Annotated in this window: 15 protein-coding genes; 9 read left to right on the top strand and 6 right to left on the bottom strand. The window is 65.0% G+C overall.

Annotated features, from left to right (window positions below):
- Positions 1–11 precede the first annotated feature (11 nt).
- From BMX17_RS12680 to BMX17_RS12705, 6 genes are all read left to right on the top strand, one after another.
- A complete protein-coding gene (locus tag BMX17_RS12680) occupies positions 12–1,778 on the top strand; it encodes a nitrite/sulfite reductase (RefSeq protein WP_092660596.1) in 1,767 nt (588 codons plus the stop codon).
- A 237-nt stretch (positions 1,779–2,015) separates the two neighbouring features.
- Complete coding sequence (locus BMX17_RS12685; RefSeq protein WP_092660597.1) at positions 2,016–3,017, top strand: DUF8098 family protein; 1,002 nt, start codon at positions 2,016–2,018, stop codon at positions 3,015–3,017.
- Positions 3,010–3,516, top strand: coding sequence for a hypothetical protein (locus BMX17_RS12690; protein ID WP_092660599.1), 507 nt, complete (start codon positions 3,010–3,012; stop codon positions 3,514–3,516). The genes BMX17_RS12685 and BMX17_RS12690 overlap by 8 nt, the downstream gene beginning before the upstream one ends.
- Before the next feature lie 178 nt (positions 3,517–3,694).
- Positions 3,695–3,979 (top strand): DUF6360 family protein, encoded by a 285-nt coding sequence (locus BMX17_RS12695; protein ID WP_092660601.1) that lies wholly within the window; start codon positions 3,695–3,697, stop codon positions 3,977–3,979.
- 62 nt (positions 3,980–4,041) lie between these two features.
- Positions 4,042–4,338 (top strand): CPCC family cysteine-rich protein, encoded by a 297-nt coding sequence (locus BMX17_RS12700; RefSeq protein WP_092660603.1) that lies wholly within the window; start codon positions 4,042–4,044, stop codon positions 4,336–4,338.
- A gap of 30 nt (positions 4,339–4,368) precedes the next feature.
- Entirely contained in the window at positions 4,369–5,325 is a 957-nt protein-coding gene (locus tag BMX17_RS12705) for an oxidoreductase (RefSeq protein ID WP_092660605.1), read from the top strand.
- Positions 5,326–5,358: 33 nt separating this feature from the next.
- Here the strand turns inward: BMX17_RS12705 and BMX17_RS12710 are convergent, their stop codons facing one another.
- The 4 genes from BMX17_RS12710 to BMX17_RS12725 all read right to left on the bottom strand — a co-directional run bounded on the left by BMX17_RS12710 (position 5,359) and on the right by BMX17_RS12725 (position 8,181).
- Positions 5,359–6,030, bottom strand: a complete 672-nt coding sequence (locus BMX17_RS12710; RefSeq protein WP_211611333.1) for a DUF302 domain-containing protein — start codon at positions 6,028–6,030, stop codon at positions 5,359–5,361.
- Between the two features lie 102 nt (positions 6,031–6,132).
- Positions 6,133–6,375 (bottom strand): glutaredoxin family protein, encoded by a 243-nt coding sequence (locus BMX17_RS12715; RefSeq protein ID WP_092660607.1) that lies wholly within the window; start codon positions 6,373–6,375, stop codon positions 6,133–6,135.
- A gap of 26 nt (positions 6,376–6,401) precedes the next feature.
- Complete coding sequence (locus BMX17_RS12720) at positions 6,402–7,829, bottom strand: FAD-dependent oxidoreductase (RefSeq protein WP_092660610.1); 1,428 nt, start codon at positions 7,827–7,829, stop codon at positions 6,402–6,404.
- Positions 7,830–7,869: 40 nt separating this feature from the next.
- Positions 7,870–8,181: a cupin domain-containing protein gene (locus BMX17_RS12725; RefSeq protein WP_092660613.1), complete on the bottom strand. Its 312-nt coding sequence runs from the start codon at positions 8,179–8,181 to the stop codon at positions 7,870–7,872.
- A 135-nt stretch (positions 8,182–8,316) separates the two neighbouring features.
- Between BMX17_RS12725 and BMX17_RS12730 the strand changes: the two genes are divergently transcribed.
- A complete protein-coding gene (locus tag BMX17_RS12730) occupies positions 8,317–8,559 on the top strand; it encodes a hypothetical protein (protein WP_092660616.1) in 243 nt (80 codons plus the stop codon).
- A gap of 85 nt (positions 8,560–8,644) precedes the next feature.
- Positions 8,645–9,967 (top strand): methyl-accepting chemotaxis protein, encoded by a 1,323-nt coding sequence (locus tag BMX17_RS12735; RefSeq protein WP_092660618.1) that lies wholly within the window; start codon positions 8,645–8,647, stop codon positions 9,965–9,967.
- A gap of 81 nt (positions 9,968–10,048) precedes the next feature.
- Here BMX17_RS12735 and BMX17_RS12740 read toward each other — a convergent pair whose 3' ends face one another.
- Positions 10,049–11,905 carry an alpha/beta hydrolase family protein gene (locus BMX17_RS12740; RefSeq protein WP_092660621.1) on the bottom strand — a complete coding sequence of 619 codons (1,857 nt, stop codon included), beginning with the start codon at positions 11,903–11,905 and terminating at the stop codon, positions 10,049–10,051.
- Positions 11,906–12,131: 226 nt separating this feature from the next.
- Between BMX17_RS12740 and BMX17_RS12745 the strand changes: the two genes are divergently transcribed.
- Positions 12,132–13,364 (top strand): MBL fold metallo-hydrolase, encoded by a 1,233-nt coding sequence (locus tag BMX17_RS12745; RefSeq protein ID WP_092660623.1) that lies wholly within the window; start codon positions 12,132–12,134, stop codon positions 13,362–13,364.
- Between the two features lies 1 nt (position 13,365).
- On the opposite strand, the gene BMX17_RS12750 is transcribed toward BMX17_RS12745, so the two are convergent.
- A complete protein-coding gene (locus BMX17_RS12750) occupies positions 13,366–15,156 on the bottom strand; it encodes an ABC1 kinase family protein (RefSeq protein WP_092660625.1) in 1,791 nt (596 codons plus the stop codon).
- Positions 15,157–15,336: the final 180 nt, after the last annotated feature.

Here is a 15,336-nt window from a genome sequence, read left to right on the forward strand (position 1 = left end):
GACCCGTAGGTATGCCGAGCAAGGTCGAGAACTGGAAATCGGAGGTGTACGGATCGGAGATCCGTGAGCACCTCATGGAGTTCGCGGAGGAGGGCTGGGACGCGATTCCCGAAGACGAGCACGACGCCTGGTTCGAGCGGTTCAAGTGGTGGGGGCTGTACCACCAGCGGTCGGGCCAGGAGAGTTACTTCATGATGCGTATCGGGACACCGAACGGCGTGATCGAGCCCGGCCAGCTCGAGGTCATCGGCGAGGTCGCCAAGGAGTACGCGACCGGACCCGTCGACAACCCCGAGTTCGGCGAGGCGTATTGTGACTGGACGACCCGCCAGTCGATTCAGCTCCACTGGATCAAACTGGAGGACGTGCCCGAAATCTTCGAGAAGCTGGAATCTAACGGTCTCTCTACCCAGCAGGCCTGTGGTGACTCCTGGCGGAACATCGTCGGCTGCCCGGTCGCCGGCAAGGACAAACACGAACACATCGACGCCTGGCCCGTCGCGGAGGACCTCCACGAGGAGTTCAAGGGTAACGACGACTACGCCAACCTGCCCCGGAAGTGGAAAGTCTCGGTCACCGGGTGTGACCAGGGCTGTGGCCAGGGCGACATCAACGATCTGGCTTTCGAGCCCGCCGAGAAAGACGGCGAACTCGGCTTCAACGTCCGTGTCGGTGGCGGACTCTCCCGGAAGGAACCGCGCTTCGCTCGCGACATCGACGTGTGGGTGCCCCCGGAGCAGGCAAGCGACGTGGCCGCCGGCATGAGCGCACTCTTCCGCGAGTACGGCGACCGCGAGGACCGCTTCAACGCCCGCATCAAGTTCCTCGTCGACGAGTGGGGGCCCGAGAAGATGCGCCGCGTCCTGCAGGAGGAGTTCGTCGACTTCGAGCTCCCGACGGCGGGCGAGGATATGCGCGACCAGTACACCTACAACGCCGGCCACGACGACGGTCACGGCGACCACGTCGGCGTCCACGAACAGCCCGACGGCAACTACTACGTCGGCCTGGACGTCCTCGTCGGTCGGATGGGTGCCGACGACACCATCGAACTCGCCGAACTCGCCGAGGAGTACGGCTCCGGCGAGGTCCGCCTGACCCAGCGCCAGAACGTCATCGTCACCGACGTGCCCGAGGAGGACCTCGACGCCTTGCTCGACGAACCGCTGCTGGAGGACTACTCACCGGACCCCCACCCGTTCATGCGCGGTTCCATCGCCTGTACGGGCTCGGAGTTCTGTTCGCTGTCGATCACCGAGACCAAGAACCGCCAGGTCCGGTACGCCCGCTGGCTCAAGGACAACGTCGAACTCCCTGACGGCGTCCAGGACTTCCACATCCACCTGTCGGGCTGTACGGCCTCCTGTGCCCAGCCCCAGATCGCCGACGTGTCCCTGCGCGGCATGAAGACGCGCAAGGACGGCGAGCCGGTCGAGGCCTTCGACATCGGCCTCGGTGGCGGACTCGGCGAGGACCCGCATTTTGCCGACTGGGTGGAGATGCGCGTCGCCGCCGACGAGGTGCCCGGCTACATCGAGAACCTGCTCGCGGCCTACGAAGACCAGCGTGAGGACGGCGAGACCTTCCGCGAGTTCATCGCGGCCCGGGAGGAGGACGCCCTGCAGGACCTCGCGACGGCCGAGGAGACCAGCTACGAGGACCCGTATATGCACAACACGAAGATGACGTGGTACCCCTACGCCGAGGACGACGACATGAACGCCTCGCCGGCACCCACGGACGGTTCCGGCCAGCCGCTGGCGACGAGCGACGACTAGCCACCTTTTACTTTGGGGATTCGCTCCGCGACCCCCTCGCAAAAACGTGGGCGAAAAACTACCGACCCCAGATGAAGTGAGGGTCGGTGAACCCTGCGCCTACGGTTTGCGGATTCTATTCACGTTCGACCGTGAGTACGCAAACACTCTTTTTGAGTGAAAGGAGTGCGAGCTTTAATAGACATATTTCTCGTTTCGAAGATTCCATATACCACAAGACAAAATGTAATAAGTACCATGGACGGTCCCTCGTTCCTCGAGGAGCCGCTCTTCGGAACCATCGATACCCAGTTGACCGACGCGGTTGATGAACTTCCAGACATCTCGAAAGATGATCTCGACTCCATCACCCGTCAGAAGCTGCGGCTTGATGTTGTCGAGGGGCTTGGTGCGACGGAGTACGTCACGACACAGTACTACTTGCATGGGAAAGTTGCACCCAAAGGGAAAGAAAATAATCGATCGGGGAATGTAGACCTCCATTTGCCGAGTACTGTCGACTCAGATCTCCCGTCGGACGAGGCTATCTTCACGTACCTCACTGATGAGCGATCCGACTACGTAACCGAGGCAGTGAACACTGACACGTTCGAATGGCTCGAAGGTCACTATGAATCAGCCGACGAGTACCATTTTCGAGATGTCTACCTCGCGGCCTTACCGATCTATCGTGATCTCTACAGACTTCGAGCCGCAACAATCGAGCGGAACCCGAATTTTGTGCCGGCCGATCTGGAACAGACAGTACTCGACCAGAGTCTCGAGCTTAAGCGTGCTCTGAACCGGTATTCGATGTTCCGTGATATCCCCCCCTATGTCACCGAGTTCAAGAACAGTGTGTTGCCAGCGGTTAGGTGGGTAGATTCTGCGGATTTGAATGAGCAAGAAATACTAGAATATTATGACTTCACGGACCGACTGTACAAGCTCTTCTATGATGGGGTCTGGAAGGCTTGTGGACAGCAGATGAGCTATACCACTGTTGAAGGTCCGTCAGCTGAAGACACGATTGACCGCCGGAAACGCGAGATCGACCAACAGAAGACCACGTTTGAGCTCATGTTTGATCGACTAGAGATGGAAACTGACGACTTTGAATTTGATCTCTCTGTAAATACTGATCGTCTACCGGAGCTTGAGCCAATTGATGCCGATCCCGAGCCTGAACTGGCAGAGGAACTCGACACGGTTGCACGGGATGACCCGGCATTTGATGTGCTGGCAAAAAACAATGAGTGAGGTTGACACGCCGCGGCACACTCATTTTCAACCCTACAACGGAAACTATACAACGAGTCTTGTGATTGGTCCGAAATTTTTGGTTTCAGTTTTCCGGACGAACCACTCAAACGATGAGGAATCGCGGAAAGGGCGGTTTGCCGAGAAACTGCTCACGCTTATCCGCGATGAGGAACTCCCGTTCCGGCAGTTGCTTGTGACGCACCACACTCTTGACGAAGCTGCGACACGTCTTAAAAAGAAAGCACAGCCGTCTGATGCGTTCGACTGTGTAACCACCGTTCGCGAATCGAAGGTGTACTGTCTCACAGATCTCGATGTAGACACATTCGACAGCGCCTGTACCGATTTTACGAAATACGGTGATCATGGCGGGGCGATGACTGATTTCATCAACAAGGCATTCGTAGAGGTACAGACTACCGACTATATCGCTACGTGGGATGACCACTACGAAGCATTCGACGAGCTAGAATTGCTCCCCCACTGCGATCATTGACTGCATCTTTGGATAAATGCTAAAAATAGTAGTAAAATCATTTTATGACTTTCCTTCGCTGACGCCGAACGAGCGAGACTGCAGCTGTTTTCATAATGGTAAAATCTGAAATCGTAGCGAAGCCGGGTCCAGGCTGGAAAAAGGTGGGTTGTAAGTTCGGGCCGACCCAACCGCCGGTATGGTAGACCGACTCCTGAAAGTCAACGCCTACACCACGTTCGACCTGCTGGACGGCCGCGTCGAGGGCCACGGCTTCGACGAGGAGGCCCTGGCCGTCCTGAACGTCACCGCGCCGCGCGAGGACCCCGATCACGTGACACTCCAACTGGAGATGGACAACACGCAACTCGATTCGGTGGAACCACACGCCGACCACGTCACGCTCTCGGCGGCCGAAGCCCGGGAACTCGCGGCCGAACTGGAGGAGTACGCCGGGAAGGTCGAGGCCGCACAGTCGGAGTGAGGGAGTTGGGAGTCGGCCGAACCGCACTACTATGTGGGACGGGGCCGAACCCCACACCGTCGATGGATCCCGACGGGAACCCCGCCTCGCGCGAACTCGGTTTCTGCCCCTGCTGTGGCTACCAGTCCCTGCCCGAGGATCAGCCGGGGTCCTACGAGGTCTGTCCCGTCTGTGACTGGATGGACGACCCCGTCCAGTTCCACAACCCCGCCTACGTCGGGGACACCAACCACGTCTCGCTGGCCGAGGCCCGCGAGAACTTCGAGGAGCACGGGGCCTGTACGCCCGGAGCCGCGCCGGACACCCGTGACCCCCGCGAGGACGAGCGTCGGGACCCGAACTGGCCCTACGAGGGGTAGTTTTCTGTCGCTGGCGCTCCAAGGAAGGGTATGTCCGAGTGGACGACGGGACAGATGCCCGACCTGTCGGGTGAGACAGTGATCGTCACCGGCGCGAACAGCGGGCTCGGCTTCGAGGGCACGCGGGCCTTCGCCGACGCGGGCGCGACGGTCGTCATGGCCTGTCGTAGCGTCGAGCGTGGTTCGTCCGCGGCCGAGGAGATCAGCCGCGAGGTGCCCGACGCCGACCTCGACGTGCTGGAACTGGACCTGGCCGACCTCGACAGCGTCGCGGCCTTCGCCGAGGCGTTCGCCGACGAGTACGACGACCTGCGTTGCCTCTGTAACAACGCGGGCGTGATGGCGATCCCGTACAGCGAGACCGAAGACGGCTTCGAGATGCAACTCGGCGTCAACCACCTCGGTCACTTCGCGCTGACCGGGCACCTGCTGGACACCCTGCGCGAGACCGACGGCGAGAGTCGCGTCGTCACCCAGTCCAGCGGACTCCACGAGAACGGCGAGATGCGTTTCGACGACCTCCACGGGGAACGCGACTACGACAAGTGGGGTGCGTACGGCCAGAGCAAGCTGGCCAACCTGCTCTTTGCCTTCGAGTTGGACCGTCGGCTCGACGAGGCCGGTATCGACGGCGTCACGAGTGTGGGCTGTCACCCCGGCTACGCCGACACGAACCTCCAGCGCCGCGGCCCCAAGCAGGCCGGCTCGACGCTCCGGCTGGCGATGATGAAAGTCGCCAACGCCGTCGTCGCACAGGACGCCGCCACCGGCGCGCTCCCGATGCTGTACGCCGCGACCGCGCCGGATGTCCGGGGGGGCGAGTACATCGGTCCGAGCGGATTCATGAATATGCGCGGCCCGCCGGCCGAGGACACACCGTCCCGTGAGGCTCGCGACCCCGAGCGTGCCCGTCGGCTCTGGTCGGTTTCGGAGGAGCTGACGAACGTGACCTACGACCTGCCCGAGGCCACCGCGACGGCCGACTGAGTGGGTTCGGGCCACCCTTTCGCTACCGAACCGTCACTGTTCGGGACTCGGGGTGTCGGTCGGCGTTCCGGTGGGCGTGCCGTCCGGGGTTCCGGTCGACGTACCGCCGTCCGTTCCGGTCGGCGTGTCGCCGAAGTTCCCGGTGCCGGTCGCGAGGTCGTTCAGGACCGATCCGATCCGGTTCAGCCGCTGGGTCTCGCCTTCGATCCCGTGGCGGCGGGCCAGATACTGCGGGTCGTTGTAGGTCACCTTCGTCTGACCGCCGTCGTCCCAGACCAGTAGTTTCTGCGGGAGGTCGATGGCGACCGAGCGGGCGGCCTGCATCAGTGGCGTCCCCACGTCGGGGTTACCGATCAGCAGGAGGCGGGTCGGCGGGAGGTTCCGGTCCACCGAGGCGGCGTTCTCGTCGTGGCCGACGGTGGCCAGCACCGTCAGCGGACTCGACTCCACGTCGTTTTCGATTCGCTGGACCGTCGCGTCGACGCTCCGGTCGACGGTGACGGTCACGAGGCCGGGGTCCATCGTGCCATCGCCGGCCTGTTCGTCGGTGGGCTGGTCCTCGTCGGTCGTGGTGGTGTCTGTCTGGGTCATCGCTGTCGCTGTCGGTGTGCCCGTCGGTGACGGCTGGCTCTCGGGGCCGCCACAGCCGGCGAGGCCGCCGACCGCACCGACGCCGAGGAGACGGAGCAGTGTTCGTCGATCCATCCACCGACCGATACCGGTGCGGTGCAGTTAGTTACGCGACAGCTACTCGGCGGACGAGTCCGGCGAACGGCTGGGCGTCCGCCCCCATCCGGACCCCGCTCGTCACGACTCCAGTTTCCGACGAAGCTCGGCCTCGTCGACCCGGAATTTGAACGTCGGTGTCCCGTCGACGAGGACGTAGGGGACGCGTTCGCCGTACTCTTCGCGGAGGTCGGGGTCGTCGTCCACGTCGATCTCCTCGATCTCGACCTCGGCAGAGACCTCCTCGGCCACCGCCTCGATGGTCGCTTTCGCCTCGTCACAGAGATGGCAGTTCTCCCGGGAGTAGACGGTGACTTCGGGCATACGCGAGTGCTGGGCGGCCGCGGGGATCAATCTTTCAGCTTGCCGTTGAGCACCTTGGCGGCGACGAGGATCGGATCCCAGACCGGGCTGAAGGGCGGGGCGTAGGCCAGATCCGCGCGTTCGAGTTCGCCGACGGTCATGTCCGCTTCCAGCGCGGTGGCGACGGTGTCGATGCGGACGGCCGCGCGGTCGGTGCCGACGATGGTGCCCCCGAGCAGACGCCCGCTCTCCCGGTCAGCGACGAGCGTCACGGTCGTCTCGGCCGCGCCGGGGTAGTAGCCCGACCGCGAGCGGGTGGTGATCGTCTCGCTCACGGGATCGAAGCCGGCCTCGCGGGCCCCGTCTTCGAGCAGGCCCACCCGGCCACACTCCTGCTCGAAGGCCTTGACGACGGCCGTGCCCGCGATGGAGCCGACCGGTGTGGGATCGCCCGCCACGGTCGCACCGACGGCCCGGCCCGCGCGGTTGGCGGTCAGTCCAAGCGGGACCCACGCGGGCTCGCCGGTGACGGTGTGGTCGTCCTCGGCGCAGTCGCCGGCGGCGTAGACACCCTCCACGCTGGTCTCGCCGTACTCGTCGACCGCGACTGCTCCGTCCTCGCCCAGTTCCACGTCCGCCCCCGCCAGCAGGTCCGTGTTCGGCTGAACCCCGACGCCGACGACCGCCAGGTCGATGTCGAGGGCGGTGCCGCCCTCACACTCCAGTCGCTCGACCCGGTCCTCGCCGGCGAGTCGAACGACCGTCTCGTTCAGGTGGAGGGTGACGCCCTGCTCGCGGAGTTCCGCGGCGACCGCCTCGCCGACGGCCTCGCCGAACGGCGAGAGGAGATGGCCCGAGCGCTGGAAGACGTGCACGTCGAGCCCGTGGGCCGACAGGGCCTCGGCCATCTCGACGCCGACGTAGCCCCCGCCGACGATGGCCGCCGTCTCGGGCGGGTCCATCGCCCCGAACCGCCCGACACGCTCGCGGTCGACGAACGCCTCCCCACCCACATCCGCCAGCGCGTCCTCGCTGGGATCGAGCAGGAAGGCCCTGATCGCGGCTGCGTCGTCCAGTCCGTGTAGTGGGAAGCCGCCGTCCAGTTCGCTCCCCTCGATGGGACCGGTCACCGCTCGCGCGCCGGTCGCGACCAGCAGGTCGCCGTAGGCCTGCTCGAACTCGCCGTCGGGGCCCTCGACCGTGACCGTCCCGGCGTCGGGGTCGACGGCGACGACCTCGTGGTGCCGCCGGAGGTCGATGTCGCGTTCCTCGATCTCCTCGGGTGTCAGCGAGAGCAGGTTCTCCAGTTTGTCGACCTCGCCTTTGACGAAGTAGGGCTCACCACAGTGGGCGTAGGACACCCACTGCCCTTTCTCGAAGACGATCACCTCGCGGTCGGGGGACTCGCGTTTGCACTTGCTGGCGGCGCTCAGTCCGGCGGCGTCCCCACCGATCACGACGAATGGCTCGGGCATACTCTCACATTCGACGGCCAGCACATAGGCTTACGGTGAGTTACTCGTAACTCCGGGGCGGGACGTACAGCGACAGGGTTTTTTGGACTCGCTCGCCCGTGTTCTCGATCTCGTGGGTCTCGCCGGCCTCGATACAGACGAGATCGCCGGCTCGGAGTGCAACCGGGTCACCGTCGACGATGGCGCGGCCCTCGCCCTCGATCACGTAGAGCCACTGATCGCTTCGCTCGTGGTGGTTGTCCGGCCCGCCCGTCGACTGCCCCGGCGAGAGCGTCATGACGGCGGCCTGTGCCGTTTCTGTCTCCGCTAACACGTCGAACCAGCGATCCGACTCGACACGCGTCCGCTTCATACACCCCGCTTCGACGGAGAGGTGGTTGGGCCTTGTGGACCCTTTTTCACCCGCTGAAAGAGCCTATATATACCTCTCTTCACACACCGAGAACACGCTTGCGTACTTATGACCGTGTAGGGACGTGATCGATATATGACCGACTCCGAAACCACCCACGAGACCGTGCCGACGATGACGTACCTGCCCGACCACCTGCTGGCCGGCCAGTCGAAGATTCCCACCGTCCGGACCATCGACGACGACCGGACCGACGACGACCGGACCGACGACGAGGAGACCGACGGCGAGGCGAGCGACACCGACAGCGACCCGACCGCGGAGTTTTGCCGGTCCTGGCGGCGTCACCGGTCGCGCTCGCGGTCGTTCCCGTTCTGACCCCGGCCAGCGGCGTTCCGTCGACCTGTATCAGACACTGAGAATCGAATGAGGGTATTTATCCGCAGATCTTCTCAGGCCGTGTATGGCCACCCAGGAACGTGGATCTACGAGCGGCATCGACTTCTCACAGGAGATTCTGGAGGGGAAAGAGCTGGGCGAGGAAGCGCTTCGGGACGTACTCTCGAACAACATCCGACAGATCATGAACTCGACGGGGGCGGCGATGCGGATTCTGGACACGAACTTCAACGTAGTGTTCGAGAACGACCAGATGGTCGAGATGGGGGGTGTCGAAGCCGAATCGAGCGAACTCGTCAACTGTTACGACCAGTTCTGCCACCCGGAGGTCTGCGGGACGGACAACTGCACGCTGAAACAGGTCGTCGACGAGGGCAAAGACGAAATCCGGGTCGAAGTCGAGAAAGAGAGCTACGACGGGCGCGTGATCCCGACCGAGCTCGTCGTCAAGCCGATCCGGGACGAGGACGGCGACGTCGTCGCCATCAGCGAGACCTTCAGGGATATCTCGGACCGGAAAGACGCGACCGAGCGGATCAAACAGGCCGTCGACGAGCTGAAAGCCACCTCACACGACGTGGCGGACAACTCCAAGGATATCAGTACCCGTGCGGCAGACCAGCTCGACGCCATCAGCGAGATCGCGAGCGAAGTGTCGGGGCTCTCGGCGACCGTCGAAGAGGTGGCCGCCACGGCCGACGAGGTCAGTTCCGTCAGCGAGCGTGCCAGGCAGCGAGCCGAGACGGGGCAAGCGGAGGCGACCGACACGATCGAGATCATGGAGCGGGTCGAAGACGAGGCCGACGCCGTCACCCGGGACATCGAGGCGCTCCGCGATAGCATCCGTGAGATCGACGAACTGGTCGACGTGATCAACGACATCGCGGACAAGACGAACCTGCTCGCACTGAACGCCTCCATCGAGGCCGCACGCGCTGGCGAGGCCGGTGAGGGGTTCGCTGTCGTCGCCGACGAAGTCAAATCGCTGGCCGAGGAGTCACAGAACCGGGCGACCGAGATCGAGGCCATCGTACAGGAGATCCGGACGAACACCGAGGAGACGGTGACCAGCCTGGAAGCGACGAACGACGTGATCCAGACCGGGGCCGAAAAGGCACGCAGTTCCGGCGAGACATTCGAGGACATCGTCGCGACCGTCGAGGACGCCTCCGACGGGATGGAGGAAGTCGCCGACGCGACGGACGACCAGGCCGCCAGCACGGAAGAGATCGCGAGCATGGTCGACCAGACCGCAGACGACTTCCAGGCCGTCGCCGACGAGGCCGAAGCGATCGCCAGCGCGAACGAGGAGCAAACCGCGGAAGTCGAACGGATCAGTGAGCAGGTCGACCAGCTGAACGCCCTGGACGTCCAGACGGACCTGTGACACCCTCGGTGCGGTCGTATACGATACCGACCTGTGACTCCGGTTCACCGAGGCGAATCCACTGCGAACCGGATCGCGTGCTCAGTCGTCGGCCTCCGTGGGTTCGGTGTCGCCGAACCGCCGTGAGAGCAGGTAGCCGAGCCCACCTGCGCCGCCGAGGGCGGCCGTAATCCCGAAGCCGGGGCCGCTCTCGCTCGTCGCTGTCCCGTCGTCGGTGGCGGCGGTCGTTCCGTCACCGCCGTCCATTCCACCGCCACTGTCCGTTCCCGCGGTAGTCTCCATTCCACTGTCCGTGCCCTCGGTACTCGCCGTTCCCTCGGTCCCGTCCATCTCGTCGTCCTCACCGGCGCTATCCGTGCCGCCGGCGGTGCTGGCCGCCGGGAGTTCCTGGCTCGCCGGGACCGACAGTTGCACCGCCGTGTCGCCGCTGAGCTCGATCCCGGCGTCGTCGTCGGAGGGCCGGTACAGCGACCCGCCGAAGAGGTCGTTGACCTCCGCCGAGGTGAGCGCGTCCTCGCGGGCGCTCATCGCCACCCGGAGCCGGTCACCGGCTTCCAGGTTCGCGTGGACGCCGAACAGTTCGAGTTCGATCTCGCCGGCCTCGGTGACTGCTAGCGGCGTCACCCGCTGTTTGATCGTCGTGGCCTCGCCGTCACGGACGCGCTGGAGCGCGACGAACAGGTGGCTGCGGCCCTCGCCCGTCGGCGTGACGTCGAGTGTGAGCGTCGGGAGCCCGATGATCTCCGTCGCTTCCTCGATTTCGATGTCGACGCTCGCGACGTTGCCGTCCGCGCCGTCGAGTTCGACCGACTCGGGGATCGTCCGGGTGGTCGACCGTTCGGGATGTGGGGGGAACGCCGCTGCGGCACTGAACTCGTCGGCGGCTTCGTCGTAGTAGTGCAGCGTCGAGACGTCGAGATCGCCGTCCTTGAGATGCGCCTCCTGCCACTGGAGGGCCATCTGGCCGACGAACTGCCGGGAGGTCTCCGACCCCGGCGGATAGCCGTCGGGTTGGCCGAGGATGTGCGTGCCGTCCTGGCCGAGCAACAGCGTCACCTCACTCCCGTCGCTCTGGAGCTTGCGGAAGTTGCGTACCCCCTCGTTGATCGGGAACAGCTGGTCGGTCAACTCGGGGATCACGAGCGCGGGCGTGTCTTCGATCGCGTCGTAGCTGACCGGGGAGCGCTGTCGGTAGTACGCCCGGTCGTCCTCGGTCATCCGTCCGCGGTCGAGGATCCCGCTGGTCGTCTCGGTGTTCTCCGCCGAGAGGTTTCCGGTCTGTGCGCCGAACTCGAGCGCCTCGATCCACCCGCGTTTGATGACGCCGTTGGGCGCGAGCGCCTGGGCGAGGTTGTTCCAGGTCGCCCGCGGGACGATCGCGTCCAGTCGGTCGTCGACCGACGCCGTCCGCATCTGGATCCCCCCACCGTAGGAGGTGCCGTCCATCCCGATCCGTGGGTCGTCCTCGCCGTCGGTCAGCACCGCGTCCTGCTGGGCCAGGTAGTCGATCAACGCGCTCGCGTCCTGCCGTTCGAGTTCGCTCGTCGAGTTGACCTCGCCACCGGAGCCCTGGCCGTCCCCGCCCTGTCCGAACCCGCGGGACGTGTACGCCAACACGACGAACTCGTTGCTCGCGTACACCGACGCCAGCGGCTGGAGGTCCGTCTTGCTCCCACCCCAGCCGTGGGTCATCAGGATTGCTGGATGTGGTCCGTCGGCCGTCGGTTCGTAATACGTCGCGTCCAGTTCGGTCCCGTCGAAGGATGCGATCCGCCGCTCCTCGCTCTGGAAGGCGTCATCGTCGGTCTGTAGCGCCGCGACCGGATGTGCGAACGGATCCATCGCCCGACTCCCGACGACGCCCAACCCGGCGGCCGCACCGAGATACTTCAGTACGTCCCGCCGTGTCTCCGCCGGCAGTTCGCTATCGTCTACCATACCATCACTGTACACTCACAAAACACATTTTAAATTTTGGGACGATTGTAAAGGGATATACTTAAAAGAAGGCTGTGGAGGTAACCACTCGGCGGGAGCGAACGCAACACTGTAATTGCTATTTACCATTCGAGCGAACACTGTACGCTTCTGGAGCGAGTGTTTGGTCGTCGACTTCTCGGCGTGAATCAGTGCAATCAAACCCCGCGGCTGGGTAGGTCCGGCAATGAATGTGCGGTTCCTGGGCGGTGCAGGCGAGGTCGGCCGCAGTGCGATTTTGATCGACGACTCCCTCCTGCTGGATTTCGGGATGAAGACGGCCGACCCACCCCAGTTTCCCGTCGAGACGCCCGACCCCGACGCTGTCGTCGTCTCCCACGGCCACCTCGACCACGTCGGGTCGATCCCGTCCCTCCTCTCGGGTGGCCGCCGTCCACCGATCCACTGGACACCACCGACGCGGGAGTTGACGCTGACGCTGGCACGAGACACGCTCAAGTTACACGGCGGGACCTACGACTGTCCCTTTACTGAAGAGGAAGTCCGCCGGGTCACGCAGGTGTCCGAGACCCACGGCTACCGCGAGCCCTTCGAGGCGGCCGGCTACGAGGTCACGCTCTACGACGCGGGCCACATTCCCGGGAGCGCGCACGTCCTCGTCGACGACGGCGAGACACGGCTGTTCTACACGGGCGATTTCCACGTCGACTCGCAACGGCTCGTCGCCGGCACCACCGCCCGCCCGGACGCGGACGCCGTGCTCTGTGAGAGCACCTACTCCGACGTACAACACGACGCCCGGAGCGCCGTCGAGGAACGGTTCGCCGAGAGCGTCAAGACCACGATCTGGGAGGGCGGTACCGTCGTCGTTCCCGCCTTCGCCATCGGGCGGACCCAGGAGCTGCTCATGATCTGTGAAGCGTACGACATCCCCTGCTACGTCGACGGAATGGGGACCGACGTGACCGAGCTGGTTCGCCGCCACTCCGGGTTCGTCCGCGACCCCGACGCCCTCCAGCGGGCGACCAGCCACGCCCGGTTCGTCACCGGTCGAGACGGCCAGCGAAAGCGCATCGCCGACCAGAATACCGCGATCGTCACGACCAGCGGGATGCTCTCCGGTGGCCCGGCGATGACGTACATCCCCGAGATTCGGGATCGCCCGGTCAACAAGATCGCGATGACGGGGTATCAGGTCGAGGGGACGCCCGGCCGGGAACTGCTGGAGACCGGCAGTGCCGAGATCGACGGCCGCGTCATGCCCGTCGCCGCACAGGTCGAGCAGTACGACTTCTCCGCCCACGCCGACCGCGACGGACTGCTGGCGCTGCTCGATTCCTACCGGGACACACGGGTTCTGGTCGACCACGGCGACCGCTGTGGGGCCTTCGCCGACGAACTGGTCGCCGACGGATTCGACGCGAGTGCGCCCGAGAACGGCGATCAGGTGTCGATCTGAGCTACTCTCGCCCGTCGCCGTCGACGGTCCCGTAGGCGGTTCCGTATCCGTCCTGTTCGCGCTGGCCCTCACGCGCACGGAGGTTCTGTCGGGTGAACTGCGGGTCGGCGCTGATCCCCGACCGACTCCGGAGCGACCGGTAGAGAAGCGCCAGTGCGAGCGGTGCCCCGAGCGCGGCGACGGCGGCGGCCGTCCGGTCGCCGGCGACGAACAGGACGAGCGCGGCGATCACCGAGCCGAGAAACCCCAGGCCGAGGACGGCTTGCTTCGCGAGTCGGTCGAACAGCCCGGTCTCGTCGCCCAGTGCCGTCCGGACGGTGAGGTCGTCCCTGTTCGCGCGGTCGAGCGTACGCTCCAGTTTCGGGCCGGTCACCAGGAGCGCCCCGGCAGTGCCCCCGAGTTCCTCGCCGGCGCGGTCGAGCAGTTCCCGGACACCCTGACTCGCGTACCCCTCCGAGCGGACGTACTCGGTGACGAGCTCGATCAGGTCGAACTCGGGGTCGAGCGTCCGACAGACGCCTTCCAGTACTGTCGTGATCCGGACGATCAGTGCGAGGTCCTGGGGCAGTCGGAGCGGAAACTCGTACAGTTCGGCCTGGAACTCCGCGACGAGTTGCTGGACGCGGTACTGGTCCACGTCCCGGCCCCGGAAGCTCTCGAGGACGATCTCGAACATCTCCCGCAACAGCCGTCGGTCCGCGGTCGGATCGAGCGCGCCCATGGCGACGAACGAATCGATGATCCCGTCCACGTCGTCCCGGGCGATGGCGACGTACATCTCGAAGATCTGTTCTTGCAGGTCCTCGTCGACCGTCCCGGTGATGCCGAAGTCGTAGAAGACGATGGTGCCGTCCGGCTGGACCGCGAGGTTCCCCGGGTGGGGGTCGGCGTGGAACACCCCCTGGTCCAGCACCATCTCGATGTAGGCGTCGAAGAGCCGCTCGACCAGTGCCCCCCGGTCGATCCCCATAGCGTCCAGTCGCTCTACGTCGGTGATCTTCGTCCCGTCGACGTACTCCATCGTCAACACGCGGGCCCCGGAGTGGGAGTCGATGGGTTCGGGCACCCGCACGCGGTCGTCGTCGGCGAAGTTCGTCCGCACGGTTTCCAGCATCCGGGCCTCGTGGACGTAGTCCATCTCCTCGCGGATGGTCGCCGAGAACTCGTCGGCGAGGTTCTCGAGGGTGAACGCCTGTCCCGGCTCGGCCCCACGGATCAACAGGGGCGTCAGCGTCTCGATCACCCGGAGGTCGGCCGCGACGCGCCGGCGGATGTTCGGCCGCAGAACCTTCACGGCGACCCGCTGGCCGTCCAGTCGGGCCGTGTACACCTGCCCGAGGCTCGCGCCGCTGATCGGCTCGGTGTCGAAGGTGTCGAAGGCCGCCTCGACCGGGCCGACTTCGGCCTCGATCGCGGGTTCGATCTCGTCCCACTGGGCCGGCGGGACGCGGTCCTGCAGGCGCTGGAGCACCGCGATGTACGGGCCGGGCAACACGTCGGGCCGGGTCGAGAGGATCTGGCCCACCTTGATGAAGGTCGGCCCGAGCGTCACCAGCGTGTCCAGCAGTTCCTCGGCGCGGTCGACCTGCGTCTCGGCGTCGATCTGTCGTTCGCGCCCGAACAGGAGGAAGCGCCGCCGGTCGCGGGCGTAGGCGACGAGGAGCGGGAGGAACTGGCCGACGACGACGAGGAGTCGCCAGGCGACCCGGAACCGGAGCCAGCTGTCGTCGGGACTCGCGGCTCTTCGGGACCCCGCCCCATCCGGTGTCGCTTCCGCCTCCGATTCGGCCATGTGACCCGTATAGGCGTCCCCCACTCAAGGTCGTGGTGGTCGGCCGCGCGGCTGGGTCGGTGGACTCCCGCCGGTCGCCGTTCACAGTCTGGCGGTTCTCCCTGTCTCGCGGTTTCACCGCTCGACCGTTCGAGGACCCCCGCCGGTCGTCCTCGTGACGGTCGAACCTCCCTGCTCGCG

Origin of the sequence: Halorientalis persicus, assembly GCF_900110215.1 — an archaeon.
GTDB classification, from domain to species: Archaea; Halobacteriota; Halobacteria; order Halobacteriales; family Haloarculaceae; genus Halorientalis; species Halorientalis persica.

Coding starts and splice junctions, on each gene's coding strand:
- BMX17_RS12735 (WP_092660618.1), top strand. CDS start 8,645: ATGGCCACCCAGGAACGTGGATCTACGAGCGGCATCGACTTCTCACAG.
- BMX17_RS12715 (WP_092660607.1), bottom strand. CDS start 6,375: ATGCCCGAAGTCACCGTCTACTCCCGGGAGAACTGCCATCTCTGTGAC.
- BMX17_RS12740 (WP_092660621.1), bottom strand. CDS start 11,905: ATGGTAGACGATAGCGAACTGCCGGCGGAGACACGGCGGGACGTACTG.
- BMX17_RS12700 (WP_092660603.1), top strand. CDS start 4,042: ATGGATCCCGACGGGAACCCCGCCTCGCGCGAACTCGGTTTCTGCCCC.
- BMX17_RS12680 (WP_092660596.1), top strand. CDS start 12: ATGCCGAGCAAGGTCGAGAACTGGAAATCGGAGGTGTACGGATCGGAG.
- BMX17_RS12730 (WP_092660616.1), top strand. CDS start 8,317: ATGACCGACTCCGAAACCACCCACGAGACCGTGCCGACGATGACGTAC.
- BMX17_RS12750 (WP_092660625.1), bottom strand. CDS start 15,156: ATGGCCGAATCGGAGGCGGAAGCGACACCGGATGGGGCGGGGTCCCGA.
- BMX17_RS12720 (WP_092660610.1), bottom strand. CDS start 7,829: ATGCCCGAGCCATTCGTCGTGATCGGTGGGGACGCCGCCGGACTGAGC.
- BMX17_RS12725 (WP_092660613.1), bottom strand. CDS start 8,181: ATGAAGCGGACGCGTGTCGAGTCGGATCGCTGGTTCGACGTGTTAGCG.
- BMX17_RS12710 (WP_211611333.1), bottom strand. CDS start 6,030: ATGGATCGACGAACACTGCTCCGTCTCCTCGGCGTCGGTGCGGTCGGC.
- BMX17_RS12690 (WP_092660599.1), top strand. CDS start 3,010: ATGAGTGAGGTTGACACGCCGCGGCACACTCATTTTCAACCCTACAAC.
- BMX17_RS12685 (WP_092660597.1), top strand. CDS start 2,016: ATGGACGGTCCCTCGTTCCTCGAGGAGCCGCTCTTCGGAACCATCGAT.
- BMX17_RS12745 (WP_092660623.1), top strand. CDS start 12,132: ATGAATGTGCGGTTCCTGGGCGGTGCAGGCGAGGTCGGCCGCAGTGCG.
- BMX17_RS12695 (WP_092660601.1), top strand. CDS start 3,695: ATGGTAGACCGACTCCTGAAAGTCAACGCCTACACCACGTTCGACCTG.
- BMX17_RS12705 (WP_092660605.1), top strand. CDS start 4,369: ATGTCCGAGTGGACGACGGGACAGATGCCCGACCTGTCGGGTGAGACA.